The organism is Ureibacillus yapensis, assembly GCF_003515775.1.
In the GTDB taxonomy this organism is placed as follows: Bacteria; Bacillota; Bacilli; order Bacillales_A; family Planococcaceae; genus Ureibacillus; species Ureibacillus yapensis.
In genome coordinates this window covers 117,710-144,303 of sequence record NZ_QWEI01000002.1, presented here as the reverse complement: position 1 = coordinate 144,303, position 26,594 = coordinate 117,710, and the positions used below count along the sequence as shown (strand labels likewise).

Below are 26,594 nucleotides of genomic sequence, written 5' to 3'. Positions count from 1 at the left end.
TTTAATTTATGGAGTTGATAATATGAGCGAGGTTTATATCGTTGATGTATTAAGAACACCAGTTGGGAAAAGAAAGGGTGTTTTATCCAACATTAGACCAGATGATTTGGTAGCACTAACCATAAAAGAACTAATAAAAAAAGCTAATATATCTCCTAGTGATGTCGAAGATGTAATTTTAGGTTGTGTTCACCAAGTAGAAGAACAGGCCCTTAATATTGCAAGAACCTCTGCATTAATCGCTGGTTTACCAATTGAAGTACCTGGTACAACGCTTGATCGTCAATGTGGTTCAGGTCAACAAGCTATTCACTTCGCGGCACAAGCAATCTTAAGTGGAGACATGGATATAGTGATCGCTGGTGGTGTGGAAAGTATGTCTCGAGTTCCTTTTGGCTCTACTCGAAAAGAGACAGATTGGAGTAACCAATTAACTTCTCAATACGAAATGATTCATCAAGGAATATCGGCGGAACGAATTGCTGACTTTTGGGAATTGTCAAGGGAGGATTTAGATCAATATTCATTAGAAAGTCACCGTAGAGCGTTGCATGCTCAAAAAGAAGGTTACTTTGACAAAGAAATTATGCCATTAGATGTAACATTAGAGGATGGTACGACGGTAACAATAAAAGCAGATGAAGGGCCAAGAAAAGAAACTTCATTAGAAGCTTTAGCAAAATTAAAACCTGTTTTTAAAGATAATGGGAAAATACATGCAGGCAATTCAAGTCAAATGAGTGATGGAGCTGCAGTACTGCTTCTTATGTCAAAAGCAAAAGTTGAGGAACTTGGGATTAAACCAAGGTTTAAGATAATTGCAAGAACTGTTGTTGGCTCAGATCCAACACTTATGTTAACGGGGCCAATTGAAGCGACAAGAAAAGTACTTAAAAAGGCCGCTTTGACTTTAGACGACATGGATACGTATGAAATAAATGAAGCATTCTCCCCTGTGCCATTAGCCTGGATGAAAGAATTAAATGCGGATCCTAATAAGTTAAATCCAAACGGAGGCGCTATTGCTCTTGGACATCCGCTAGGAGCTACTGGTGCACGAATTATGATTTCCATGATGCATGAACTAGAAAGAACAGCTGGAAGATACGGTTTGCAGGCTATCTGTGAAGGTGGGGGTATGGCAAACGCAACAATCATCGAACGAGTAATGTAGACCGACAATTGGAGTGAAGTAAATGAAGCTCTCAGATAAAAAAATGAGAAAGAAAAAGGAAGATATCCTTTTAAGTGCAATAAAAGTAGTAAATAAAAAGGGACCTAATGGTGCAACAATGGAAGACATTGCTGCTGAATTACTAATGACGAAAGGTTCACTCTATTATTATTTTAAAAATAAAGAAGATATTATCTTTCAATGTCATGAAATGGTGTTAACAGAAGCGACAAGCGATATTGTAGATTGTCAAAATGGTAATGGAACAAATGAAGAAAAATTATTGAATATGATCAAAACACATATTCGCTATGCAATAGAAAAGAAAGAAATCTTTAACATGATGATCAAACCTGGAGAGATGTTTACAGAGGTACAATTAAATCAAATTTTACACATGCGAAATGAATATGCTTTGAAGTTTGATGAGACAATTGTTAAGGGTATTGCTTCTGGTGAATTTGTTTCGGAAGATCCAGTGCTTACTAGAATGATGATTTTAGGGGCAATGAACTGGATCCAACAATGGTATAGACCTAATGGCAAAAAAACCATTAATGAAATTCAAGAAATTTATGCTGCATCTTTGTTGAAACTTCTAAAATAGTTAATTCTTAATCAACCTTTAGTCAGGGGTGTATGTGTGAATATTGGCGTTGTAGGATCAGGTACGATGGGAAATGGGATTGCTCAAGTGATGGCTACAACTGGATATCCAGTAGTTTTATATGATGTGAAGATTGAGGTTCTTCACACAGCTCTAAAGACAATTGAAAAAAATTTGGAGCGATTAATAAAAAAACAATCGATTTCAGTAGATGTATCAGAGGTTTTAAATCGCATCTCAATTACTCAAGAAATAAGTTGCTTAAAAGATGCTGACATTATTATTGAAGCCGCAACTGAAAATATGAAAATTAAAAAAGAGATTTTCTCTAAACTAGATCGTCAATGTAAGGCCGATACAATTTTTGCTACGAATACATCAGGTCTAAGTATTACCGAGCTAGGCGGAATTACCAATCGAGCAGATAAAGTCATTGGGATGCACTTTTTTAATCCTGTTCCGGTAATGAAACTTGTGGAAATTGTTAGAGGTTCGAATACATCTGACGAGACTTTTATTAAAATTTCAGAACTTGTGAGTGAAATAGGAAAAGAAAGAATCACAGTTCAGGATGCCCCTTTATTTGCTGTAAATCGAATTTTAGTCCCAATGATCAACGAAGCAATCTTTGTATTAGGTGAAGGAATTGCATCCATTGAGGATATTGATAAGGGAATGATGTTAGGTGCAAACCATCCAATTGGTCCATTAGCATTGGCGGATTTAATTGGTTTAGATACCATGTTATTTGTTTCTGAAACATTATTTGAAGAAACCGGTGATTCTAAATATCGAGTCCCCCCATTATTACGTAAATATGTTCGCGCTGGGCATTATGGGAGAAAGAGTGGGAAAGGTTTTTATGATTACTCGACTTGAACTTTATCATTAATCAAGTAGGTCAAATAGTGTTTGGAAAATATCTGTCTATTTTAAAAAACAATTACTATATTCTGAATAGTAGAGTGATTGACAATTAATAGGTCACATATTATTTATTGATAGTTTTTAGGAGGGGAAGTAAAATGTCGTACGAGTTTAAATTGCCGGACATCGGGGAAGGTCTTCATGAAGCAGAAATCGTTAAATGGTTTGTAACTCAAGGGGAAATCATTAAAGCTGATCAACCGATTGTTGAAATTCAAACAGATAAAGCAGTGGTTGAAATTTCATCTCCAAAGGCAGGTAAAATAACTACTCTAGTAGGGGATGAAGGTACTGTCGTTAATGTAGGTGAAACCTTAATTACACTTGAGTTTGAAAGTGAGATTGCGGCTAGAACCGTTTTAGAACATGAAGTGGAAATTCCAATACCTGAAGCACCGTCTACTAAGGCACAACTTTCTAACACAAAACCAAAGTCAGCGGCGAATCGGGTACAAGCTGCTCCTTCTGTACGAAAATTTGCAAGGAATATCGGAGTAGATATAGAGAAAATAACTGGTACTGGTCAAAAAGGCCGTGTCACAAATGAAGATGTACAAAATTACGCAAATCAACTAAACAAACCTCCCAACATACTACAAAATAAACCCACAGACTTACAAACAAATTTCGAAAAAAATCAAGAAAATTCAAAAGAAATCATTGAGGAAATCCCAATGAAAGGATTACGAAAAAGGATTTCAGAGAAAATGGTGCAATCGGTTACAACGATTCCTCATGCAACAGCAATGGATGAAATTGACATAACGAATTTGGTAGCCTTGAGACAGGAATTAAATACTAATTTACTTGATAAAGGAATGAAACTTACTTATTTGCCTTTTATCATAAAAGCTGTGACAAAAGCGTTAATTAACGTTCCAATTTTTAATGCTTCATACAACGAGAAAGAAGAGAAAATTTTACTTAAGAAATTCTACAATATTGGCATTGCAACGGCGACGAAAGATGGACTGATTGTACCTGTTATTAAAAATACGGATGCAAAGTCTATGTCAGAAATTGCAGAAGAATTAGCTCTTCTTACAGAAAATACACGTAACCGAAAAGTTGACCCTTCAGATTTAAAAGGCGGAACATTCACAATTAGTAGTTCTGGGAAAAATAGCGGCTGGTTTGCGACACCGATTATTAACCACCCAGAAGTAGGTATTTTAGGAGTCCATTCAATCAAAGAAAGAGTGGGCGTCGTCAATGGAGAAATCTCTATACGACAAATGATGGGGATTTCTTTATCGTTCGATCATCGGTTAATCGATGGAGACCATGCGGGTGAATTTTTAGAGTCTATTAAAAGAATACTAGAAAATCCAACTCAATTGATATTGGATGCACGATAAGGGGAGGGAATTGAATGCAAATATTAGATGAAATCAATGCTCCGTACCATCAAATCATTAAGTCAACTGGTGAAGTGGATGACCAGCAGTTAAATGATTTAAACCTGTCGTCAGAACTTCTCCTTGAAATGTATGAATGGATGTTAAAAGCCCGTTTACTCGATGAAAGACTATTAAAAATGCAAAGACAAGGTCGGATTGGTACATTTGCACCTTATAGTGGGCAAGAGGCTTCACAAATAGGAAGTGCCTTTGCCTTAAAAAAGAGCGATTGGATGTTCCCAAGCTATCGAGATATAGGTTCTTGCCTGGTACATGGCATGCCAATTGAGCAACTTGTTTTATATTTGAAAGGTTTTTTACAAGGGGGCAGCCCACCAGAAGATGTAAAAGTATTACCTGTTCAAATCATAATTGGAGGACAAATTCCACAAGCAGCGGGTTGTGCGTGGGCAAGTAAAATTCGAAAAGAACAAGATGTAACGATCAGTTATTTCGGCGATGGGGCAACATCTCAAGGTGATTTTCATGAAGGATTAAATTTTGCATCTGTTTTGCAATTACCAGTGGTTTTCTTCTGTCAAAATAACCAATGGGCAATTAGTGTCCCAATCGAGAAACAAATGGCGACGAAAACGATTGCTCAAAAGGCAATCGCCTATGATATGAAAAATATTCGAGTTGATGGAAATGATGTTTTAGCTGTCTATAAAGCAACTTTAGAAGCGGTTGAACATGCGAGAAATGGAGGAGGGCCAACATTAATAGAAGCTGTTACGTACCGAATAGGACCCCATACAACGGCAGATGATCCAAAAAAATATCGTGAACAAACAGAAGTGACGCAATGGGTCGATGAGAAAGAACCGTTAATTCGATATAAAAAGTTCTTACAAAATCAAGGCTTATTAACAGAAGAATCGGAACAGCAATTACGTCAAAAATTAGAACTTGAAATTAGTACTGAAATTGAAAAAGCTGAAAAAATTGTCGCCGAACCATTAGCTACGAGTTTTGATCATGTGTATGATCAACCACATGCTAATCTATTAGAACAAAAAATAGAAGTTGAGAAACGTACTGCGGAAGGGAGATGAAAACGATGGCGAATTTAACGATGGTTGAGGCAATTAGAGATGCGTTAAAGGTTGAAATGGAGAACAATGAAAGTGTGATTTTACTTGGAGAAGATATCGGGAAAAATGGTGGCGTTTTTAGAGCGACAGATGGACTAATCGACATGTTTGGGGAAGAACGAGTAGTTGATACACCACTAGCTGAATCAGGTATTGTCGGTGCTTCTGTTGGATTAGCGATCAATCACATGCGACCAGTAGCTGAAATTCAATTTCTAGGCTTCATTTACGAAACGATGGATCAAATCTGTGCCCAGGCAGCACGCGTTCGTTTCCGTTCTGCAGGTCGATTTTCAGCTCCCTTAGTTATTCGAAGTCCGTTTGGTGGTGGAGTCCGTACACCTGAACTACATGCAGATAGTTTAGAAGCGTTATTTGCCCATACACCAGGATTAAAAGTAGTCATGCCATCCAATCCATACGATGCAAAAGGACTATTAATATCAGCAATTCGAGATGAAAATCCTGTTCTATTTTTAGAACCAATGAAATTATACCGTGCGTCTCGAGAAGAAGTGCCAAGTGAAGCGTATACAGTACCTTTGCATAAAGCGAATATTATCCAAAGTGGAGATGAAATTACCATTGTTGCTTATGGTCCAACTGTTCCAATCGCAACGTCTGTGGCAAATGAATATTTGCAAAAAGGAATTTCAATCGAAGTGATTGATTTGCGCACAATTTATCCAATCGATTTTGAAACAATCATTGCTTCCGTTGAGAAAACTGGGCGTTTAATCATCGTACACGAGGCAGTGAAAACAGGTGGTGTTGGTGGAGAGATAGCGGCACATATTAGTCAGCATGCATTCTTTTCATTAAGATCTCCAATTACACGTGTAACGGGATATGATACGCCTTATCCTGTTGCGTCTGTCGAAGATGATTGGTTACCGAATGTTGTTAGATTACGTGAAGCCATTGAAGAAAGCCTAAATTGCTAAGGGAGGATTCAATAATGGAATTACTAGAATATGTAGAGAAACTACAAGGGGCCATTGTTAATAAGAAACCCATACCGTATTTTAAAAATACCATTTCATCTGAACCTTTAACTGAGCAATTAGGTTACAAAGTACAAGATTTATTTATTCAGAAGCAAATCGAAGCCTTAAATAGTGGCTTGAAAGGCTATAAAATTAGCATGACAAATGAGCAGATGCAAATGTTCTTAAATACGAATGCCCCTGCTTACGGTACTTTTTTAGATTCGAATATTGTGACAGAACAGCTAAGTTTGAAGGAACTTTTCTATCCATTAATTGAAATGGAACTCGTTTTTGAATTCACTGAAGATTTATCGATGGGAGCAAAAGAGAATGAAATTTTAGAAAAAGCAATGGTTGCTCCAGGACTTGAAATTCCGGATTCTAGGTATGATAAATGGTTCCCACCTGAAAAAGGGACTTTGCTTGGTGATGTGATTGCAGATAATACAGCAACAGGCGTACTTGTACTAGGAGAGTATCAACACATCCCGACAAATTTAAAATGGGACTCAATTCACGCTGATTTGTTTTTAAATAATATTAAAATTACAGAAGGTGATTCATCTGCTGTTCTTGGAAATCCAATTTGCGCAGTCGAATGGTTAACAAGTAAATTGGCTTCTGAAGGAAAAACCATTCAAAAAGGCATGGTGGTTTCGTCTGGCACATTCATCAATCCATTGAAACTTGAAAAAGGTCTTTACGAAGCAGAATTCGACTACTTTGGAAAAGTATCGATTCAAATTGTAGAGTAATGAACTTGCAAATGTAATTAGAAATTTGGTTTCTATATACAAAAAAGTTTTGAAAAATAGATACATTGAAGGGAGAAATGTATTTTGAATAGTTTCCTAGTTACTGAATGGACGGATACAGTTACAGGTGCCAAAGGATATTTAGCGCTTGATCGAGTGTTTGATGGTGTTGCTGGTGGAGGGATTCGTATGAAAGAGGGCGTTTCAAAAGAAGAGGTACAACGCTTAGCCCATACGATGACTTTGAAATTAATGGGACTCGGTATGCCAATAGGTGGTGCAAAAGCAGGTATCGATTACCCTTCAAATAAAGCAGATAGTAAAGACGTTTTATATCGTTTTTTAGAGGCACATAAACCATTCCTTGAGCAAGTATGGGGAGCAAGTGAAGATTTGGGAACAACTAAGGAGGACATTGTACGAATCGTTACTCAGCTTGGCCTAGAATCCCCTGTAGATGCATTTTTATATCGAATGGATTCGTCTACAAAAGAAGTAATTTTGAATAACTTAAAAGAATCTTTATCTTTAAACGTAGACGGTGTAACAATTACTGATTTAGTCACTGGACTTGGAGTGGCAAACTCTACGCTAGAAGCACTTAAATCGATTAGTTTGAATCCTGAGGAAGCGACGGTTTCGATTCAAGGATTTGGCAGTGTAGGTGCAAGTACTGCGAAATATTTAAATAATGCAAAAGTAAAAATTGTATCGGTTTCTGATGTGTCTGGCACACTTTACAATCCAGAAGGACTAGATGTAGAGCTTCTATTAAAAGCAAAAGATGAAAAGGGAAATATCAATCGCTCTTTAATTCCAGAAAACTATATTCAATCTAACCGGTCTGATTGGTTAACTTACGAAGTTGACGTATTAATTCCAGCGGCAATAGCAGATGCAATAAATGACGAGAATGAATCACAAATTCAAGCTAAATTAATTGTCGAAGGTGCAAATATTCCAGTTACAATTGAAGCAGAGAAACAACTTTTTGATCGTGGAATTTTAGTCGTACCAGATTTTATTGCAAACAGTGCCGGTGCTGGCTTCTTTGGCACAATTTTATATAAAGGAATTGGTCCTGATGCATATAAAATATTTGACTATTTAAGCAACCAAGTTTCTTCAACAACTGAGTGGATCTTAAGAAAAGCCAAGGAAGAAAATATTTCTCCTCGTGAAGCAGCTGTTTTATTTTTAGATACAAATCAAGTCAAAATAAATGTCGCAGAAAATGTTTAATAAAATAATTAAATAAAGACGAGCCAATGGTAAAACCAATTATTTTCTTAAGATGCAATTTGCAAATGAAAGATATAGTAGACTATTTTCTTCTCATTTGCAAAATGCATTTAAGTTCTAGATTTCACTTCAATATTTTGTGTTCAAAACAAATTGAAGGAGTTGGTGCTATGCATCAAGGGAGAAAGTTATCTTTTACTGAAAATATGGCAGTTGGTTTTATGCTTTTTGCGTTGTTTTTAGGTGCAGGTAATGTGATTTTTCCACCATTACTAGGGCAAATGGCTGGTGAAGAATTGTTTTGGTCTATTCTTGGATTTATTATTACGGGGGTAGGTCTTCCATTATTAGCTGTATACACATTGGCGAAATCTGGTGGAGATTTACAACAACTTGCAAGTAAAGTGCACCCTTTATTTGCAGTTATCTTTACACTGATAATTTATTTAGCGCTTGGTCCATTCTTTGGTATGCCAAGAACTGCTACTGCATCTTTTGAAATTGGGGTTATACCGTTAATTTCTAAAGATTTTGCTTCTACCATCTGGCCATTAGCGATTTATTCAGTGCTCTATTTTGGAATTACAGCTGTTTTATCTTTAAATCCTTCGAAACTAGTTGATCGTATTGGAAAGATCATGACGCCTGTATTATTAATTGTTATAGCTCTATTAGGCGTGAAAAGCTTTTTAACACCGATGAGCGAAATTTCAGAACCACAAGGCACATTTAGTTCAAGTGCATTTAGTGAAAGTTTTATACAAGGTTATCTGACTATGGATGTTATGGGTGCATTAATTATCGGGATTTTTATTACATCTATTTTGCGAGAAAAAGGGGTTACTGATAAGAGTCTAATTTCTAAATCTACTATTTTTGCAGGTATTGTGGCAGCCACAGCATTAGCTTTTGTTTATATTTTATTAATGTATATAGGTGCAACAAGTACGGGGGCAATTGGCGTGCAGGAAAACGGAGGAGCGGTTTTAGCATTGGCTTCTAAATTATTATATGGAAGTACGGGTGTTTATATTTTATCCATTACCATCATAGTAGCCTGTTTGACAACAGCAATTGGCCTTGTTTCTGCTACTGCACAATATCTTACATCGTTACTTCCTAGGATTTCATATAAGTCTTTTGTTTTAATCTTATCCATTTTTAGTACGATCGTTTCGAATGTGGGGTTAACAAAGCTAATAGCAATATCAGTGCCAGTATTAGTAGCAGTTTATCCAATAGCTATTATGCTAGTCTTATTGTCTTTAGTTGAACGATTATTTAATAGTGCACGTATTGTCTTTGCAATTGCACTTACTATTACAGGGATTATCAGTATGTTTGATGGTTTAAAAGCAGCAGGAATTAGTATTTCACCAATTGAAAATCTTTTGAGCACATTACCTTTATATAATGCAGGAATCGTCTGGTTGATACCAGCCATTATTGGCGCAATAATTGGCTACATTATTTCATTATTTTTAACGAAAAAGGTCGAACCTTTAGAAGATTAAATCATTTGGAATAATTGTACGTAATTAGCGAAGGACAGCAATTAGCCCAATATATAAAGATTGAATCTAGATGGTTGAAAGGTAATTTTTTTAATTTTATTGATTTTTAACAATCTAATTTTGGGGTGGTGTTTTAATTGGACTTAAATTTAAAAGAGAAAGTTGCTGTAGTCACTGGAGGAAGTAAAGGGATCGGATTTTATACGGCACTCCAATTAGTAAAAGAAGGTGCGAAGGTAGCAATTGTAGCGAGAAATAAACAAAATCTTGAGGGAGCAGCAGACATAATTAAAGAACAAACAGGAGAGTCTGTTTTCATTATTTCTGCGGATGTAACAAAACAAGATGAATGTACTCGCATAATAAATGAGACAGTAAATTATTACGGGAAATTGGATATTTTAGTTAATAATGCTGGTCAATCTGCTACCCTTTCTTTTGAAGAAGTTGACGCGGACTTGTGGCAATCGGATTTGGATCTAAAATTATTTGGTGCCATCAATTGTTCAAAAGCGGCAGTTCCATATCTTAAGCAAAAGGGTGGATCAATCATCAATTTATCTGCGGTATTAGCTAAAACACCACCAGCTACTAGTTTGCCTACAACCGTTAGTCGAGCAGCAGGTCTTGCTTTAACAAAAGCGATGAGTAGAGATTTGGGCAAATATAATATTAGAGTTAATGCGGTTTGTATTGGGTTAGTACGAAGTGAACAAGTTGATAGATTGTGGCGAGAAAAGATGCCTGATTTAACTTGGGATGAATACTCAAAAGAAATAGGAAAAACCATTCCCCTTGGCCGAGTTGGAAATACAGAAGAAGCAGCTAAAGTAATAACTTTTTTAGCCTCAGATGCTGCATCCTATGTAACAGGTACATCTGTGAATATTGATGGAGGATCAGGAGGAACATTATAACTTAATGTAATCAATCTAAAAAAATACCTGAACAATTCTCAGATTAGGGATCCGATTGATTCTAATTTACTGAATATACAAAATATTTTGTCAATTATTGATTAGATTTACAAATTGCTGATTTATGTAATACAGAAAGTATTGATAAAAGTGACTGATTGCACCGAGACCCATCAAGGATATCAAAACAAATGAGGGGGAAATGGATGTCAACGATTAATGTGGCACAGACATTGGCAGAAAGTAAGCTTACAAAGTATCACTTTAGTTTAGTTTTCTGGTTTTGGTTTATTATCGTAATTGATGGTTATGATTTAATTGTTTTCGGTACGGTTGTTAATAGTTTAATGAATGACTGGTCACTTACAACAACACAGGCTGGACTTCTTGGAAGTATAACGTATATCGGGGTTATGATAGGCACAATTTTACTTGGTATTTTAGGAGATAAAATTGGTCGTAAACAAGTAGCCATTTGGAGTTTTGTGGTATTTTGCTTATTAACAGGTGTAGCTGGTTTTTCAAACTCACCAGTCATTTTCGGTACTTTACGCTTTCTAGCAGGTCTTGCATTAGGTGGCGTTATTCCTAATATCGCTGCACTATCTACTATATATTTCCCCAAAAAATATCGTAATGTACTATTATGTATGATTCAAGTAGCTAATCCAATTGGTGGTATGATAGCTGCGTTTATTGCAATACCTATCATACCTGAGTTTGGATGGAGAATGATGTTTTATATTGGGTTTATCCCTCTTATTACACTTCCGTTTTTGATTAAATATTTACCAGAATCTCCAGAAATTTATTACCGCTCTAATCAAAGTAAACTGGCGAATGTATTAAGTAAAATTCAATCTAGTAATATACAAAATGAAAATGTCCAATTTCAACTAGGTTTCCCTAAAAAAGAGAAAACAAAGATAAAAAGATTATTTGAAGATAAACGTATGCTTACTACATTACTATTCTGGTTTGCATTTATCTTGTCCCAATTAGTCATGTACGGTTTGAATACATGGTTACCAAATTTAATGCGTACGGCAGGATATACAACAGCATCAGGTCTTCTATTCTTAGGCCTTATGAATTTAGGAGCTGTGCTTGGAGGATTAGTTGGTGGTTTCCTAGCAGATCGTACAAGTGGTCGAAAGGTGAATATTATATTCGGATTAATCGCAGCATCCATGATTGCATTATTAGCTATACCAATGAATTTGCCTTTAGTAAGTTTAATAATTATTGTTAGTGGTTTTGCTGCAATTGGTATGCAATTAGTTGGGAATTCTTATGTGACATTGTATTATCCAACAAATTTACGTGCCTCTGGATTAGGTTTCGCCTCTGGATTTGGGCGGATTGGTGCGATGTTGGGTCCATCACTTGGTGGGATGCTACTAGCATTAAATTTACCGTTCCAGTTAAACTTCTTACTATTTGCCATTCCTGCTGTACTATTTTCTATCTTGTATTATTTCGTTCAAGAAAAGTACGCTTACTCATCATCGAATGAACAAGAGGATATGCAAGAAATTGAAAATGAGCAGCTAGTAGAAGTGAAAATCTAGTATTCTGTGATGCTATTTATTGATGAATAGGATAGATAGGTAACCTGATATAGATAGGGGAATGAATAAAAAGATGGAAAATCAATCAATTGAGATAATTGATACTGATAATGAAAAGATGTTTCCGATTACTTACAAAGATCTTGAAGCGATGGTTGAAGAAAAGCTACCAAAAGGAAATTATGAATATATTCGAGGTGGCGCTGGTTCAGAACAAACAATGCGTAATAATCGAATTGCCTTTGAAAGTTATTCATTGGTTCCGCAACTATTAAAAGATACATCACAAGTTAATACGAGCATTTCTTTATTTAATCGTACACATCCCACACCGTTTATTTTTGCGCCAGTAGGGATGAACTTATTAGAGCATCCTGATGGTGAATTGGCTGTAGCAAAGGCAGCTTCTAATTTAAACATGCCTTATTCACTAAGTACTCTTTCAAGTTATTCGCTTGAAGAAGTAGCACAAGTCGCGCCAAATTCCACTAAGTTTTTCCAAGTGTATTGGTCAGTAAATGAAGAACTAAGCTTAAGTATGATCTCTCGAGCAGAAGATGCAGGGTATAAAGCGATTATATTGACTATTGATACAACTACGATGGGGTGGCGTGAAGGAGATTTGAAACAGAACTTCTCCCCGATATCCCAAGGTTATGCAAAAGGAAATTATATAAATGATCCGATTTTCCAAATGAATCTAACTAACGGTACTTACGAGAATTATATTGATGGAATTTTAAAGAATTTACATCATCCTCACTTAACATGGGCACATGTAGAAAAACTTAAAAAGTATACCAATCTACCAGTCTTACTAAAAGGAATCCTACATCCCAATGATGCATTAAAAGCGCTTGAAAGTGGCATTGATGGATTCATTGTTTCGAATCATGGAGGTCGTCAATTAGACGGTGTCATCGGAAGTCTAGATGCATTACCCGATATTGTTAAGCATGTTAATGGCAAGGTACCAGTGCTATTTGATAGTGGAATATATAGTGGGGTTGATGCATTTAAAGCATTAGCTTTAGGAGCAGATGCAGTTTGCATTGGTCGACCATATGTCTATGGTCTTGTTATTGCAGGAGAGCAAGGAGTCGAGAGGGTAATGACCAATATATACAATGAACTTGTCACAACAATGAAATTAGCGGGGGTTAGATCAATCGACGAACTGCGAAAAATAGAATTAGTTAAAAGGAAAAGTCATATTTAATAAACTATTGTGCGAATCAAATGGAGATTAACAGATGATTGTAGCAAAAAAGTACAACATCAACTAACGTTGGGTTGTGCTTTTTTTACACTTCTAGGACTAAGATTAAATTCTTCATTAGAAGAACAATAACGATAAATTCTAAGAATGTGATTTCATAAAATAAAGTATTTACAACGGTTTAAAATATAGGAGGGAGTGATTGTGTTGGATAGATTAGTAGAAGCATTAAGAGAGGGTGTAAGAAAAGTATCTATTAATCAAACGGTTTTAGAACATCACAGCAAAGCCTTAACGTATCATAAAGCAAGTACACCAGATGTAGTAGTTTTTCCGAAAAGTGAAGAAGAACTTGTACATGTCGTAAACATAGCTAAACAATTCAAAAAACCCATCGTGCCTTTCGGTATAGGAACCAGCGTTGAAGGACATATTATCCCTTATCATGGGGGCATAGTTGTAGATTTCTCTGAAATGAATGAAATTCTGTCAATCAACCCTGAAGATTATACGGTAACAGCACAGCCGGGTGTTACACGTGAACAGTTGAACCAAGCGTTAAAGAAACACGGTTTATTTTTTCCAGTCGATCCTGGAGCGAATGCAACACTTGGTGGGATGACTGCAACAAATGCAAGTGGTACAAATGCTGTGAAATATGGAACAATGCGTCAACAAGTGCGTAAGCTACGGGTCGTGTTAGCTTCCAGTGAAGTCATTAACGTTGGATCTGCTGCAGCAAAAACATCTGCTGGATTTGCACTAAAAGATTTATTTATTGGATCTGAAGGCACTCTTGGAATGATTAGTGAAATTACGTTGAAAGTGTATGGTATTGAAGAATATAGTGCGGTTGCAAAATTAACATTCAATTCATTACAGCAGGCAAGCGAAAAAACACAACAAATTCTAGCATCTGGATTAAAAGTTTCAAAGATGGAGTTAGTAGATGCTGAAACAATTGATATTATTAATGAACAATCTCAACTTGATTTAAAGGTAGCCCATTCACTATTAATTGAATTAACAGGTAGTAAAGAAGAGGTTGAGTTAGATTTATCCTTACTTCAATCTATTTCAGAAAATTCCACATGTGAGCTTCAATTTGAGACGGATTCATTAGCGCGTGCAAAGCTTTGGCAAGCACGACATAATGCAGCATTATCCGTTGCAGCTGCGAATCCTGGTAAGGGGTTAATGTTTACAGATGTTTGTGTACCATTATCAAAATTAACTGCGGCCGTCATGCATGCGAGGAAAGTTGTAGATCTTCACGGAATAAAAGCATCCATTATAGGTCATGTGGGTGACGGTAATTTCCATGTGGGTTTTGCAATTGACCAAAATGATGAAGAAGAGCTTGCTCTCATGCATACAATAAATGATCAAATTGTCCAATTTGCATTAGAAGTAGGTGGGACATGTACTGGAGAACATGGAATTGGCGTAGGAAAGAAACATTTTTTACGTCAAGAGCACTCGACTACATTGGAAATAATGAAAGGGATTAAAAAATTATTAGATCCAGACAATATGTTTTCACCGGGTGTATTATTTGATATGGATTAACAAAATGAAAGAAATCCTTTGTACAGTTTTTGACTTCTTATGAAGTATAGTTAAAAATTTGAAGATTGATAAAGTTATACTGTAGTTGAGAAAGCTGCACAATTTTACCCCTTGGAAACGATCTTCCAAAGGGGTATTTTTAATGCTATTCAACCTAGTGAGAAGTAATTGGAAAATTTCTTGCGGACAAATTGCGGACAAACTTAGAAATTTGATAAGTTTAAATAAATTTGAGCATAAAGAAAAAGTTCTAGGAATATTGATACATCAACGTTTGTAGACCTTTTAAAAGAATGGTCTCGAAGGGGCTCGAACCCATGACTCTCACGTTGTCGAATTTGTCGGTATAAATAAGTGTAGATAAATTAAGTTCAATTAAGTTAAATAAGTCTGATTTTTGAAGCTTTTTAAGGTGATTAAAAGCAGCTCAGTTAAATAAGTTCAATACAAAAAAATAATTCTGCGGACAAAATGCGGACAAAAGAGTAAACAGGTGGTCTGTATTACTCTTATTTGATATTTCTGTTAAATCTGTATTAGTAAAAATCTAGGCAGCATAAGTAGAGGTATCTACAAAAAGAGTTGTGAATGCTGTTGCATAATAAATCTTTTACTCTTTTACCTGTGAATTTTCGATAGACATCCCCTTAAACTTTCATAAGCATACCATCCAAGCGCTTCTCCATCTGTTCTTCCATCCACAGCGCTGTTTCGACAAGTTTTTGAAGATTGGTTCCGGTTTCAATTCCCATACCGGCAAACATATTGACCATGTCTTCCGTGCAGACATTGCCAACAGCTTTGGGTGCGAACGGACAGCCGCCAAGCCCAGCGATGGAAGAATCGAAACGGCGGATACCAGACTGATAACCTGCGAGAACATTTGCAAGACCTAACCCTCTGGTGTTGTGAAAATGTAGTCCTATGTTGACATCGTCTCCATAATTTCGCTGGAAACGTTCAACCATTTCACTAACTTGCAGAGGATTGGCAAGTCCGGTCGTGTCAGCAAGAACGATTTCAGAAGCTCCTGCTTTGACGAACGCTTCAGAGATTTCAAGCACACGCTCAACGGGAACACCTCCTGAAAACGGGCAACCAAATGCTGTTCCTAGAACTCCAACAACAGATTTTTTCGCAGAGTTCGCTTCTTCGATGACTTTTACTAACTCTATGATATTTTGATCAACGGTTTTTCTGGCGTTTTTTAGATTGAATGCATCACTTGTCGCTGTTACCACATGATAAGTATGAACAGCAGTTTCCAGGGCCCGGGTTAAGCCGGGATAATTTAAGACGAGCCCAGCGTAAGTTACACCCTCAACTTTAGGTACTCTTTTCATAACTTCTTCGGCATCCGCCATTTGCGGGACGACTTTCGGATTCACAAAAGATACAGCTTCAATTTTTCTAATTCCTGCATCAATCAATCGGGTGATCATTTGAACTTTCTGAGCAGTACTTACAGTTTTTTTTTCATTTTGAATTCCATCGCGAGGACCTACTTCGCAAATTTCAATCATTATGATTCTCCTTTCCATAGCTGAATTTGTGGGTTATTCATTTGAATAAGAACATCGTCCCGCCCTTGGTATATATGCTCCTGCATAGCAATTTTCGCCCGATCGGGTTCCTGGTTTTCAATCGCTTTCAAGATGGTCTTATGCACTTCCAGTGAACGAATTAATTGGTGTTCGTTATACCAGTAAAATGAACGAAAGACAAGAGGCAGAACGACTACTTTTGATATAAGGGATTGTAAATGAGTATTTTTGGTTGCTTTGAAGATTTCATCATGAAACTCTTGATTTGCCTTCTGGATGGTTTGGATGGTTGTGATATCGGACCGTTTCCATTGAGCAATTGCTTTTTCGTAGGTAGAATTTTTGGTCCGTATCGCTTCCACCTCTTCTTCAGATCGGTTTAAAGAGGCTTCACTAGTTCCATAACTTTCTAACAAGGCACGTAAATTATAAATTTGTTTAATATCTTCTACTAAAAACTCTCTTACAATATAACCTCGACGTTTATATGGAGTAATTAAGCCATCAGATTCTAGTTGTTTAATTGCTTCCCGGATTGGAGTGCGGCTAACATTTAGTATAGACGCTAAAAATTCCTCTGTTAATCGTTTACCAGGCTCTAATTCTCCAATTATGATTGCATCTTTAATATACATATATGGATTGATAATTATAACCATTCCTTTCGATTCGCTCATTTAAAAAACGCTAAGGAAAAATAGTTGCGTTGAGCGAATTTTATTATTCTAGACTTTTAGGGATAATTAGTTATTTGCAAATCTGTGGGAATGAGTGGGCAATTTTAATTCAGAGTGCCTTATTGTTATATGTGTAAATTGTTTTCCCAAGGGTAATAAGTGTGAATTCGAGAACCCAGACTACTCTTTATATAAACATTACTTGTTTGTAGCTGAAATTTTATTACCTTCTCTCGCTACCAGGAAACTACGTGACCTGATACCGCATGGTAGTGAAAAGATTCGGTTTTAAAACAGCTTACCAGTTCATATATTTTATTGTATACAGTAATTATATTAAGTGCAATCTGAAATATTAAAAGTAGTTCAATTCACGGTTTAAATCATTGATATTTAAGGTTTATAACTAATTTAAAAATAACATTCAAAAATACACCGAAAAAAATATTGACATACTGTATACAAAGAATTATGATTTTGTTGTATTACCAATTTTCAGAAAAATCTAACTTTAATTAAACATAAAAGAAGGGGGGGGTTCGGGACTATAAAAAATTGTTTAATTTTTACATTTAACCTCAAACCTTAATGAATTTAAGTGAGAGTTTTAAAGAATACTAAGAGGAGTGATTTTATGAAGGATAGAAATTATTTAATTGAAATGGCTCAATATAAATACTTTGAAAATGTAGATAAATATGATTTGGATGGAGTCCTTGATTGTTTTTGTGAAGATGCCACGTTTACCGTTCGATCTGGAAATCCCGCAAAACATCATGGAATAGTAGAAATCAGAGAAATGTTTGTAGAACTATTTAAAGGATTCCCAAACAAAATGGTTCACAAAGATTTTAAGCATATTGTAGACGAAGAAAATGAATGTATTGCGTCACAATTTAATGTGGAATTAATGTCTGGTAATAATGACGAAGTTTATCAAACTAATTGTAATTTCTTTTACCTCGAAAACGGTAAGTTTAAGGAAGTTCATGTATATATGATGGGGCAAAATGTGCTTGCTGGGAAAAAAGCTTAGCCTGCAAAAAAGGGGATGAACGGAATGAATAAAAGAGTGAAAATTATCATACCTATCCCAGTTAATGAGAGCGGGGTGAAAAATCGACAAGCACAATTACCTAAAGAACTAATACGGCCAGGATATGAGGTCGAATTTGTTTCTGTTAAAAATGGTGCGTCGCTTGGTGATAGCTATTACGATACAATGCTAATGGATATGTTTGTTTTTGAAGCGGGACTTAAAGCAGAAGAGGAAGGCTATGATGCGGTCTGTATTGATACGGTAAGTGATTCTGGTCTTTACGCTTTGCGTTCAAGATTAGACATACCTGTTTTTGGGCCTGGACAAATGGCTTTTCATACAGCGTGTATGATAGGTCAAAAGTTTTCAATTATAACCATGTGGGATGAATGGTTTCACCTTTACAAAAAGACACTAACCGAATATGGATTGCAGCATAAACTAGCATCTATGCGTTCCATTAATACAAGACCAGACCTTTCTGAATTATTAAATGGTAAAGAGGAAATAATCTTTGAAAAGCTTGAACAGGCGGCTTTGAAAGCAATACATGAAGATGGCGCGGATGTCATTGTTCTTGGTTCTACAACGATGCATCAGTCTTTCAATTATTTAAAAGAACGTTTACCTGTACCCGTTATTAATCCTGGATTAATGATGTACAAGTATTGTGAAATTTTTCTTGAACTTGGATTAACACACAGTAAAAAAGCATTCCCTTCACCTGAAATTATTAAAGATGATGATATTTTCAGCGGACTAGCTTCTTCATATTAAAGAGAACATTATGAAAAAGCTTAGCCTCTAATGGAGGTTGAGTTTTTTCCTTCATTTTAATCCAATATTTTAATTATTCACCTAGTTGTATCAATGAATAAGTTCTAGTAGAAAATGTAATCTTAACGAAATTGTATGGTGTACTAATTATAAAAAGTTTTTAGGTAGATAACGTATATATATACTTAAACTATTCTTTGTTCAATTGTATATAAGATGATAGAAAAACATATTGGAGTACCGAGCAACTTGAATATACGTGCCTCCTCGTAAGGGCATGGGCATTTTCTCCATGTAATATAACGTTGAAGAATTTTTCTTTATGCCGCGGGAACAACGTCCAAAAATTGTGGTATTACGCAATCATCGCAGAAAGCGAAGTGTAAATCAACTCTTTACGAAAAGAGGCAAATTAATAAATTGGTAGGTTTGCTATTAAATGCTGAGAAAGGGAGTTTCCATGAAATTAGATCAATTTAAAGGATTTGGACACTCCACTGGTATGGGGAGTAAGCCTGCTATACTAGTGATTGATTTTATGAAAGGGTTTACAAATGAGGATAGCCCTTTAGGTTTTAATTTTGATAATGAAATTAAAGCAACGAAGAAACTACTCCATTTCGCAAGACAAGAAGAGATTCCAATTATATTCACTACGGTAATGTATGAAGCGCATTTTAAAGATGGTGCCCACTTTGTTCAAAAAGTCCCAGCGTTAACATGTTTAACAATGGAAAGTGAGTGGGTCAAGATTGATCAAAGGCTTGAAAGGAAAGAAAGTGAACCACTCGTAATTAAAAAGTTTGCGAGTGCTTTCTTTGGTACAAACCTTGCTTCTATTCTAGCATTTGAAAAAATTGATACAACACTAATTGTAGGTTGTACTACCTCTGGATGTGTAAGGGCTACTGCGGTCGATGCACTACAACATGGTTTTCGAGTTGTTATACCCGAAGAATGTGTTGGTGATCGGTCTCAGAAAGCGCATGAAGCTAATCTATATGACATTGAAACGAAATATGGGGATGTAATCAGCTTAGAAACAGCAAAAAATTATCTACTCAATTTGAAAGGGGAGAAATGAGATGTATAGAGTTGCTGTTGATGTTGGAGGAACTTTTACTGATATTGTGCTGCAAAATGAAAAGACCGGGGAGATTTATGGAACAAAAACGCCATCAACGACAAACGACCAATCCATCGGACTAATGTCGGGAATTAAAAAAGTTTGTGAAGAGCGCAATGTCAGTCTGGAAGAGATTCGCTCCATCATACATGGAACAACGGTTGCAACAAATGCAGTGCTGGAGGAGAAAGGAGCAAAGGTGGGTTTAATCACGACTGAAGGGTTTGAGCAAATTCTGCACGTTGCTAGATCTTGGACACCAGCACCGATTTCAGCTTGGATGGGTTTCCATAAACCGGAACCTCTTGCGGACTTGATCTTTACGAGAGGGGCAAAAGAACGCATTACAGCACAAGGCGATGTCCACGCGGAATTGGATGAAAGTGATGTGCGCGAAAAGATTACGGAACTGTATGAGACTGGGGTTGAAAGCCTGACCATTAGTCTGTTGAATTCTTATGCCAATCCTTCACATGAGAGAAAAATTCAGGACATCGCGTTATCAATTAATCCTGCAATCCCAGTAACGATTTCTTACGATATCCTGCCCGAATTCCGGGAGTATGAACGCACATTGACGACCGTTATGAATTCTTATGTCCGACCGCCAATGCAACGTTACTTAACGAATATCGAATCAAAACTAAAAAATGAAAAAGTGAAAAGCCGCGTGAGCATTGTTCGTTCAGATGGCGGTTTAATGAGTATCGCTGCAGCTTCTTCCCGTCCGGTTCATACAATGTTATCAGGCCCATCAGGAGGGGTTACCGCTTCAGCAATGATCGGTGTACAAGCTGGCTATCAAAATGTCATTTCGTTTGATATGGGAGGAACTTCTACAGACGTTTCGTTAACACATGCTGGAAATCCGAAAGTCTCACGGGAAACGAAAATCGGTGTCTTTCCAGTTAAAGCACCATCGTTGGAAGTGGAAAGTATCGGTGCAGGAGGGGGTTCAATTGCCCATGTTCCGTTGACAGGCGCTTTGCGTGTTGGACCTCAGAGTGCAGGCTCTACACCGGGACCGGCATGTTATGGACGGGGCGGTACAGAACCGACCGTAACGGATGCGAATGTAGTTCTCGGCTATCTTCCTCCGAGCCTTGTGGGCGGAGAAATGAGATTAGACGTAGAGGCTTCAATTGCTGCAGTGAATACAATCGCCGAAAAGTTGGGCGTTGATGTTTATACGGCTGCGAAAGGAATTTATGAAATTGTCAATGAGAATATGTACGGAGCAATTCGTGTGGTATCTGTTGAGAAAGGATACGATCCTCGTGAATTCTCCCTGCTTGCCCTTGGCGGCGCAGGTCCGCTTCACGCCAACGCTTTAGGTAAGCTATCTAGCAGTTTCCCAGTAATCATTCCACCGATGCCAGGTGTACTTTCTGCACTCGGCTTCCTGCAATCGGTAATCCGAAACGAATTCTCGAAAACTTTTATAAATTTATTGAGTGCTTTAGACGAGAAAACGGTGATAGATGAATTAAAGGAACTTGGAGATAACTGCAAAGAATGGCTAACAGAAGAGGGAGTTCCCGAACAGCAGCGTACAATCAAACACGAAGTAGATGTCCGCTATTACCGTCAAGGGCATGAAATTCCAATTGAAGTCTGGCTGGAAGAAATTCAGGAAAAAGGATTGGTATCCATCAAAGAACGCTTTGACAGCATCCATGAAAAAACGTACGGTTTTAAGATGGATTCCGAAGTGGAAATCGTCAATATCCGTGCAGTAGCGCTCGGGGAGGTCAAAGCCTTAAAACTTCCGACTAATGAAGTAGGAAGCGAAGATGCTTCAGATGCGATTGTTGATATAAACCATAAAGCCTATTTTGAAAAAGAGTTCTTGAATACGCCGATTTATGCAAGAGAGCTTTTAAAACCGAACAATAAAATTTACGGACCGGCAATAATTATTCAAAAAGACAGCACAACTTTGGTAATGCCTGGCAATGTCGGTGTAGTAGATCAGTATATGAATCTTCTAATTAAAGAGGGGGAATAAGAGGATGGCGAGAATTGATTCGATTACAGTTGATATCATTGAAAACGCATTAAAAAATATCAAAGAAGAAATGGATGTAACACTGTTCCGTTCTGCTATGTCGCCGGTTATACGCGAACAGCACGATTGTTTCCCGATGATTACCGACGCTGAAGGAAAAATGGTGGTTGGTAATTTCGGTTCTCATATTCCTGAGGTCATAAAACAATTTCCGGAAGGAATGCATGATGGCGATGTCATTTTTGTCAGCGATCCTTACAGCTGTGGTGGTTCAGTATCACACGTTAATGACTGGATGATTATTTTGCCGATTTTTCATAAGGAAAAGCTGGTTGGCTATTCATCGATGTTCGGGCATGTAATCGATGTCGGTGGACCAGTACCATCGAGTATGCCTGTAACGGCTACAAGCATTTTCGGTGAAGGTATTCGCTTTCCGCCGGTCAAGCTTTATGACAAGGGTGTTCTAAATGAAGCCATCATTAAAATCATCAAAGCGAATACGCGAACGCCACTGGAGAACTACAGTGATCTAATGGCGCTAGTCGCATCTTGCCGGACAGCAGAAAAGAGAGTTAAAGAATTATGTGAACGCTTTGGTACTGATTTTTATTTTGAAGCACTGGATGCTTTGCTGAACCGTACTGAAAAAATGATGCGTCATTTAATCACAAATTTCCTTCCAACAGAACCTGTATCGTTTGAAGATTATATTGATGATGACGGGCTAGGGAATGGGCCGTTCAAGATGAAGCTGACGATGTGGCGCGAAGGCGAGCACGCTTATTTTGATTGGACCGGTACAGATAAACAGTCACCGGGGCCCATCAATTATTATCTCAGTGAACCGATGTTTAAAATGTTTATTGGTTCATTCCTGATTTCAGTCTTTGACCCGGCAATCAATTTTAATGATGGTTTCTATGACCTTCTTCATATTGAAACACCGGAAGGAACACTGATGCGACCGAAGTCTCCGGCTGCATTAGGATGTCGGACACATGCTTTAAGTCGTCTCTTTGATGTATTAAGCGGCGTACTAGCGATCAATTCACCGGAAAGCAGTCCTGCTGCAGGCTATGGAACCAGTCCATACTTCATTTTCTCCGGACAAGACGAAGAAGGCCGTTCGTTCAACTTAATGGAAGTTATGTATGGCGGATTGCCTGGCAGACCGATTGGAGACGGATTAGACGGTCATTCATGGTGGCCTGCGTTCGTTAATATCCCGACCGAATATTTGGAAACGTATTATCCATTAATGGTGAACTATTATAAAACAGGAACTGACTCTGGTGGAGCAGGAAAACATCGTGGAGGGAATTGCAATGAAAAATTATACACTATTTTAGCATCAGGCCAAGTCTCGATCCATGATGATCGTGAAAAGATTCAACCATGGGGCATCAACGGAGGTGAAGCAGGTTCTTCTTCTTCAAAACTATTAATCAAAAAGGATGGCACACAAATTCGATTGTCTTCCAAAGTCGATAATGTCGATGTTGAAAAAGGTGATCAGATTCTCTTCATCACTGGAGGAAGCGGCGGTTGGGGCAATCCGATTGAACGGAATCCAAATTTGGTGAAACTAGATGTTGCCCGAGGGCTCGTGAGTAAAGAAAAAGCGTTAAATTCGTATGGAGTTTTGCTCGGAGAGGATTTGGAAGTAGAAATTGAAGAAACTGAATCTATTCGTGCGAAGATGAGAGAAAAAGTTGGAGAGCTTCAATCATTTAATTTTGGAGACCGTGATCAAACATTAGTAAAACTTTAAAAAAGCAGGCACTTTGCCAGTCAAACAAAGTGCCTTGCTTCATTATTATGTTGGAGGTGCAGTAAATGGCTAAAGTGACGGAAGTTAAAGATGTGAAAGAAGAAAAAGAAAGTACAGAAAGACTGCCACTTGAAGGAATCCGTGTCCTTGAACTGGGCACCTTGTTGGCCGGACCTTTTACTGGTCGAATGCTTGGTGACTTTGGAGCAGAAATTATTAAGATAGAAGCACCCGATAAAGCGGATCCAATGAGGCAGTGGGGGCAGCAAAAAGACGGCGAAGGGCTTTGGTGGCCAATTCAGTCACGCAATAAGAAGTCTGTAACCTTAAATTTAAGAACTGAAGAAGGGCAAAACATCTTTAAGGAATTGGTCAAAGAAGCTGATATCATCATCGAAAACTTTCGCCCCGGAACCATGGAGAAATGGAATCTTTCTTACGATGAACTTATTGAGATCAATCCGCGAATCATTATGACGAGAACTAGCGGCTACGGTCAGACAGGGCCTTATCATAAACGTGCAGGATTCGGAAGTGTCGGAGAGGCGATGGGTGGCATCCGCCATATTACCGGTTTTCCTGATCGGGCGCCTTCAAGAATCGGTATCTCTTTAGGTGATACATTAGCAGCTCTTTTCGCGACAATTGGGACATTGACGGCGTTGAACGAACGCCATTTTTCAGGAAAAGGGCAAATGGTTGATACTGCCATTTACGAATCTGTCTTTTCGGTTATGGAGAGCATAGTGCCGGATTACCTACTGGCTGGTTATATCCGCGAACGCATGGGCAATATCTTGCCAGGGGTGGCACCTTCAAATATCTATATGACGAAAGAAGGTACTTATATTGTGATCGGTGCTAATGCAGATGGGGTTTTCAAAAGGCTTTGCGAAGTGATGGGACGGCCGGAACTTTTCATTGATCCAAGATACCATACACATCATGCGAGAAGTGACAATATGACGGAGCTGGATCAATTGATTGAAGAGTGGACAAAGACACAGGAAACCAACGAACTGCTGGAGATGCTTGCGGAAAAAGGTGTGCCATCTGGTCGGATTTATTCTGCTAAGGATATAGTCGAAGACCCCCATTACGCGGCGAGAGACATGATTATTAAAACAGAGCACCCAGTTCTCGGTGAATTTCCAATGCCTGGAGTAGTTCCAAAACTAAGCCGAACGCCTGGTAAAGTCAAACATGTAGGAGCTGAAACTATCGGGAAAGATAATGAAGGGGTTTACGGTAAACTATTAAACTTCGATGAAGTGAAATTGAAGGAATTGAAGAAAAAACAAATCATTTGAGTGATAGAAGGGAGTCTCTATGGCCAAGACTCTTTACCAAAAAATATGGAAGCCTCATGTCGTAGTAGACTAAAAGATCAGCCAGATTTTATTTATATCAACCTTCATTTAATTCATCAAGTGACTTCGCTCCAGGCATTTGATGGACTATGTCTGGCAAACCGCTTCGCTTAATACGGAGGTCTGACCGGACACTTGCAAGATGAATCATGCAGTTCCGACAAATGACCGGGACATTAGCCAGTACTTATTTTGAAAGAATGTAGACAGCCTTCTGATAAAACTATTTTATATAAGGTTGGTTGTAGATTAATTAATTCAAGAGTTAGAATGAATTGTAATGAACAGCCATTTTATTTGGAGGGTACAGAAAATAAAATCCGAAACAAAAATTTTAATATAAAAGTTGATTTGTTACACGAATATCGTGACAAATCGACTTTTTTAGTTTGTAAGATTTATTGAAGAGGTTAGGGATTTTAAAAGTAAGGAAGTATTTCCAAAAGGATTTGTGATTCTATCTATTTTAAGCTTTTTGATTACAATCACTATTTTCTTGTTAAAACTTATTGGATAATTGCATTCAACATAGCACCTACTATTATATGCTTAAACCTGTGTTTGGTTATTAAAATCAATGAATTAACTGTTGACTCTAAAGAGGTAGATAAAATGAATGGGCCACAATTTCATAAATAATAGAACTAAAAGACCCAACTTCAACGATCGGTTTACTATCGTTTTAGTTATTACGGTGTTATATCGTTCCTTATACGCTGGGGTAATTAATTTAGTTTCGGCTGTTGATTATTTCTTTTTACTTATTTTTATATTGGCTATTATTTCATATCCAATATTACCGAATGAAGAGAATGAGAATGCAGATATTTTTCATAATGCTATCCAAAGTGATAAGGAATAATCTTGCGGACAAATTGCGGACAAAGATTACAATTATAGAACTATTAGAGAAAATGGAACAAAAAGAAAAAGCCTACAAACACTAATAAATCAATGTTTAGAGGCTTTTCATATTGATGGTCCCGAAGGGGCTCGAACCCATGACCCCCACCTTGTCGAGGTGGTGCTCTCCCAGCTGAGCTACAAGACCGTAATATTTCTTTATTTTAACATACGTAAGCAAAAAGTCAAGTTAGCGTTTTCTAAATAACTCATTTGTTTACATATTAACAAAACATAACCCAGTACCCTGTCCAATAAATAAGCTGTAAATTGTCCACAAGACTTCTCTATTAAAATACCACTGCTTACTCATGAATCGGCGAAATACCGAATATTATTGGATATCGGATAGTTAAGAGCGTTTACACAAGCCGTAAGATATAAACCGACTGGAGGGT

General features: G+C 37.3%; 21 protein-coding genes and 1 tRNA gene. 19 read left to right on the top strand and 3 right to left on the bottom strand.

Going from position 1 to position 26,594, the window contains the following annotated elements:
* Window positions 1-22: 22 nt before the first annotated feature.
* From D1B33_RS05400 to D1B33_RS05340, 13 genes are all read left to right on the top strand, one after another.
* The gene (locus D1B33_RS05400; protein WP_118875356.1) at window positions 23-1,174 is read left to right on the top strand and encodes a thiolase family protein; all 1,152 of its coding nucleotides are present in this window, start codon (window positions 23-25) and stop codon (window positions 1,172-1,174) included.
* Between the two features lie 22 nt (window positions 1,175-1,196).
* Entirely contained in the window at window positions 1,197-1,781 is a 585-nt protein-coding gene (locus D1B33_RS05395; RefSeq protein ID WP_118875355.1) for a TetR/AcrR family transcriptional regulator, read from the top strand.
* Between the two features lie 36 nt (window positions 1,782-1,817).
* A complete protein-coding gene (locus D1B33_RS05390; protein WP_118875354.1) occupies window positions 1,818-2,660 on the top strand; it encodes a 3-hydroxybutyryl-CoA dehydrogenase in 843 nt (280 codons plus the stop codon).
* 146 nt (window positions 2,661-2,806) lie between these two features.
* Window positions 2,807-4,066, top strand: coding sequence for a dihydrolipoamide acetyltransferase family protein (locus D1B33_RS05385; protein ID WP_118875353.1), 1,260 nt, complete (start codon window positions 2,807-2,809; stop codon window positions 4,064-4,066).
* 14 nt (window positions 4,067-4,080) lie between these two features.
* Window positions 4,081-5,163 (top strand): pyruvate dehydrogenase (acetyl-transferring) E1 component subunit alpha, encoded by a 1,083-nt coding sequence (gene pdhA / locus D1B33_RS05380; RefSeq protein WP_118875352.1) that lies wholly within the window; start codon window positions 4,081-4,083, stop codon window positions 5,161-5,163.
* A 5-nt stretch (window positions 5,164-5,168) separates the two neighbouring features.
* Window positions 5,169-6,146: an alpha-ketoacid dehydrogenase subunit beta gene (locus D1B33_RS05375; protein WP_118875351.1), complete on the top strand. Its 978-nt coding sequence runs from the start codon at window positions 5,169-5,171 to the stop codon at window positions 6,144-6,146.
* Between the two features lie 14 nt (window positions 6,147-6,160).
* The gene (locus D1B33_RS05370) at window positions 6,161-6,946 is read left to right on the top strand and encodes a 2-keto-4-pentenoate hydratase (protein ID WP_118875350.1); all 786 of its coding nucleotides are present in this window, start codon (window positions 6,161-6,163) and stop codon (window positions 6,944-6,946) included.
* A gap of 84 nt (window positions 6,947-7,030) precedes the next feature.
* Window positions 7,031-8,188 carry a Glu/Leu/Phe/Val dehydrogenase dimerization domain-containing protein gene (locus D1B33_RS05365; protein ID WP_118875349.1) on the top strand — a complete coding sequence of 386 codons (1,158 nt, stop codon included), beginning with the start codon at window positions 7,031-7,033 and terminating at the stop codon, window positions 8,186-8,188.
* A 170-nt stretch (window positions 8,189-8,358) separates the two neighbouring features.
* The gene (gene brnQ / locus D1B33_RS05360; RefSeq protein WP_118875348.1) at window positions 8,359-9,702 is read left to right on the top strand and encodes a branched-chain amino acid transport system II carrier protein; all 1,344 of its coding nucleotides are present in this window, start codon (window positions 8,359-8,361) and stop codon (window positions 9,700-9,702) included.
* A 137-nt stretch (window positions 9,703-9,839) separates the two neighbouring features.
* Window positions 9,840-10,619 carry an SDR family NAD(P)-dependent oxidoreductase gene (locus tag D1B33_RS05355; RefSeq protein WP_118875347.1) on the top strand — a complete coding sequence of 260 codons (780 nt, stop codon included), beginning with the start codon at window positions 9,840-9,842 and terminating at the stop codon, window positions 10,617-10,619.
* A gap of 206 nt (window positions 10,620-10,825) precedes the next feature.
* Window positions 10,826-12,190: an MFS transporter gene (locus D1B33_RS05350; protein WP_158582922.1), complete on the top strand. Its 1,365-nt coding sequence runs from the start codon at window positions 10,826-10,828 to the stop codon at window positions 12,188-12,190.
* A gap of 61 nt (window positions 12,191-12,251) precedes the next feature.
* Window positions 12,252-13,409, top strand: a complete 1,158-nt coding sequence (locus tag D1B33_RS05345; RefSeq protein ID WP_233549396.1) for an alpha-hydroxy-acid oxidizing protein — start codon at window positions 12,252-12,254, stop codon at window positions 13,407-13,409.
* Between the two features lie 198 nt (window positions 13,410-13,607).
* Window positions 13,608-14,978: an FAD-binding oxidoreductase gene (locus D1B33_RS05340; protein ID WP_407656703.1), complete on the top strand. Its 1,371-nt coding sequence runs from the start codon at window positions 13,608-13,610 to the stop codon at window positions 14,976-14,978.
* 647 nt (window positions 14,979-15,625) lie between these two features.
* Here D1B33_RS05340 and D1B33_RS05335 read toward each other — a convergent pair.
* Together D1B33_RS05335 and D1B33_RS05330 are read right to left on the bottom strand one after the other, a co-directional pair.
* The gene (locus D1B33_RS05335) at window positions 15,626-16,501 is read right to left on the bottom strand and encodes a hydroxymethylglutaryl-CoA lyase (RefSeq protein WP_118875344.1); all 876 of its coding nucleotides are present in this window, start codon (window positions 16,499-16,501) and stop codon (window positions 15,626-15,628) included.
* Complete coding sequence (locus D1B33_RS05330) at window positions 16,501-17,199, bottom strand: GntR family transcriptional regulator (protein WP_233549395.1); 699 nt, start codon at window positions 17,197-17,199, stop codon at window positions 16,501-16,503. The genes D1B33_RS05335 and D1B33_RS05330 overlap by 1 nt, the downstream gene beginning before the upstream one ends.
* A 634-nt stretch (window positions 17,200-17,833) precedes the next feature.
* Between D1B33_RS05330 and D1B33_RS05325 the strand changes: the two genes are divergently transcribed.
* From D1B33_RS05325 to D1B33_RS05300, 6 genes are all read left to right on the top strand, one after another.
* Window positions 17,834-18,235 carry a nuclear transport factor 2 family protein gene (locus D1B33_RS05325; RefSeq protein WP_118875343.1) on the top strand — a complete coding sequence of 134 codons (402 nt, stop codon included), beginning with the start codon at window positions 17,834-17,836 and terminating at the stop codon, window positions 18,233-18,235.
* A gap of 24 nt (window positions 18,236-18,259) precedes the next feature.
* Complete coding sequence (locus D1B33_RS05320; RefSeq protein ID WP_118875342.1) at window positions 18,260-19,015, top strand: aspartate/glutamate racemase family protein; 756 nt, start codon at window positions 18,260-18,262, stop codon at window positions 19,013-19,015.
* 460 nt (window positions 19,016-19,475) lie between these two features.
* The gene (locus tag D1B33_RS05315) at window positions 19,476-20,099 is read left to right on the top strand and encodes an isochorismatase family protein (RefSeq protein WP_118875762.1); all 624 of its coding nucleotides are present in this window, start codon (window positions 19,476-19,478) and stop codon (window positions 20,097-20,099) included.
* A gap of 1 nt (window position 20,100) precedes the next feature.
* Entirely contained in the window at window positions 20,101-22,149 is a 2,049-nt protein-coding gene (locus D1B33_RS05310) for a hydantoinase/oxoprolinase family protein (protein ID WP_118875341.1), read from the top strand.
* Between the two features lie 4 nt (window positions 22,150-22,153).
* The gene (locus D1B33_RS05305; RefSeq protein WP_118875340.1) at window positions 22,154-23,923 is read left to right on the top strand and encodes a hydantoinase B/oxoprolinase family protein; all 1,770 of its coding nucleotides are present in this window, start codon (window positions 22,154-22,156) and stop codon (window positions 23,921-23,923) included.
* Between the two features lie 65 nt (window positions 23,924-23,988).
* Window positions 23,989-25,233, top strand: coding sequence for a CaiB/BaiF CoA transferase family protein (locus D1B33_RS05300; RefSeq protein ID WP_118875339.1), 1,245 nt, complete (start codon window positions 23,989-23,991; stop codon window positions 25,231-25,233).
* A gap of 1,038 nt (window positions 25,234-26,271) precedes the next feature.
* On the opposite strand, the gene D1B33_RS05290 is transcribed toward D1B33_RS05300, so the two are convergent.
* Window positions 26,272-26,344, bottom strand: a tRNA-Val gene (locus tag D1B33_RS05290).
* Window positions 26,345-26,594 lie beyond the last annotated feature (250 nt).

Coding starts and splice junctions, on each gene's coding strand:
- D1B33_RS05300 (WP_118875339.1), top strand. CDS start 23,989: ATGGCTAAAGTGACGGAAGTTAAAGATGTGAAAGAAGAAAAAGAAAGT.
- D1B33_RS05350 (WP_158582922.1), top strand. CDS start 10,826: ATGTCAACGATTAATGTGGCACAGACATTGGCAGAAAGTAAGCTTACA.
- brnQ (WP_118875348.1), top strand. CDS start 8,359: ATGCATCAAGGGAGAAAGTTATCTTTTACTGAAAATATGGCAGTTGGT.
- D1B33_RS05370 (WP_118875350.1), top strand. CDS start 6,161: ATGGAATTACTAGAATATGTAGAGAAACTACAAGGGGCCATTGTTAAT.
- D1B33_RS05400 (WP_118875356.1), top strand. CDS start 23: ATGAGCGAGGTTTATATCGTTGATGTATTAAGAACACCAGTTGGGAAA.
- D1B33_RS05325 (WP_118875343.1), top strand. CDS start 17,834: ATGAAGGATAGAAATTATTTAATTGAAATGGCTCAATATAAATACTTT.
- D1B33_RS05395 (WP_118875355.1), top strand. CDS start 1,197: ATGAAGCTCTCAGATAAAAAAATGAGAAAGAAAAAGGAAGATATCCTT.
- D1B33_RS05330 (WP_233549395.1), bottom strand. CDS start 17,199: ATGAGCGAATCGAAAGGAATGGTTATAATTATCAATCCATATATGTAT.
- D1B33_RS05345 (WP_233549396.1), top strand. CDS start 12,252: ATGAATAAAAAGATGGAAAATCAATCAATTGAGATAATTGATACTGAT.
- D1B33_RS05310 (WP_118875341.1), top strand. CDS start 20,101: ATGTATAGAGTTGCTGTTGATGTTGGAGGAACTTTTACTGATATTGTG.
- D1B33_RS05335 (WP_118875344.1), bottom strand. CDS start 16,501: ATGATTGAAATTTGCGAAGTAGGTCCTCGCGATGGAATTCAAAATGAA.
- D1B33_RS05305 (WP_118875340.1), top strand. CDS start 22,154: ATGGCGAGAATTGATTCGATTACAGTTGATATCATTGAAAACGCATTA.
- D1B33_RS05315 (WP_118875762.1), top strand. CDS start 19,476: ATGAAATTAGATCAATTTAAAGGATTTGGACACTCCACTGGTATGGGG.
- pdhA (WP_118875352.1), top strand. CDS start 4,081: ATGCAAATATTAGATGAAATCAATGCTCCGTACCATCAAATCATTAAG.
- D1B33_RS05375 (WP_118875351.1), top strand. CDS start 5,169: ATGGCGAATTTAACGATGGTTGAGGCAATTAGAGATGCGTTAAAGGTT.
- D1B33_RS05320 (WP_118875342.1), top strand. CDS start 18,260: ATGAATAAAAGAGTGAAAATTATCATACCTATCCCAGTTAATGAGAGC.
- D1B33_RS05385 (WP_118875353.1), top strand. CDS start 2,807: ATGTCGTACGAGTTTAAATTGCCGGACATCGGGGAAGGTCTTCATGAA.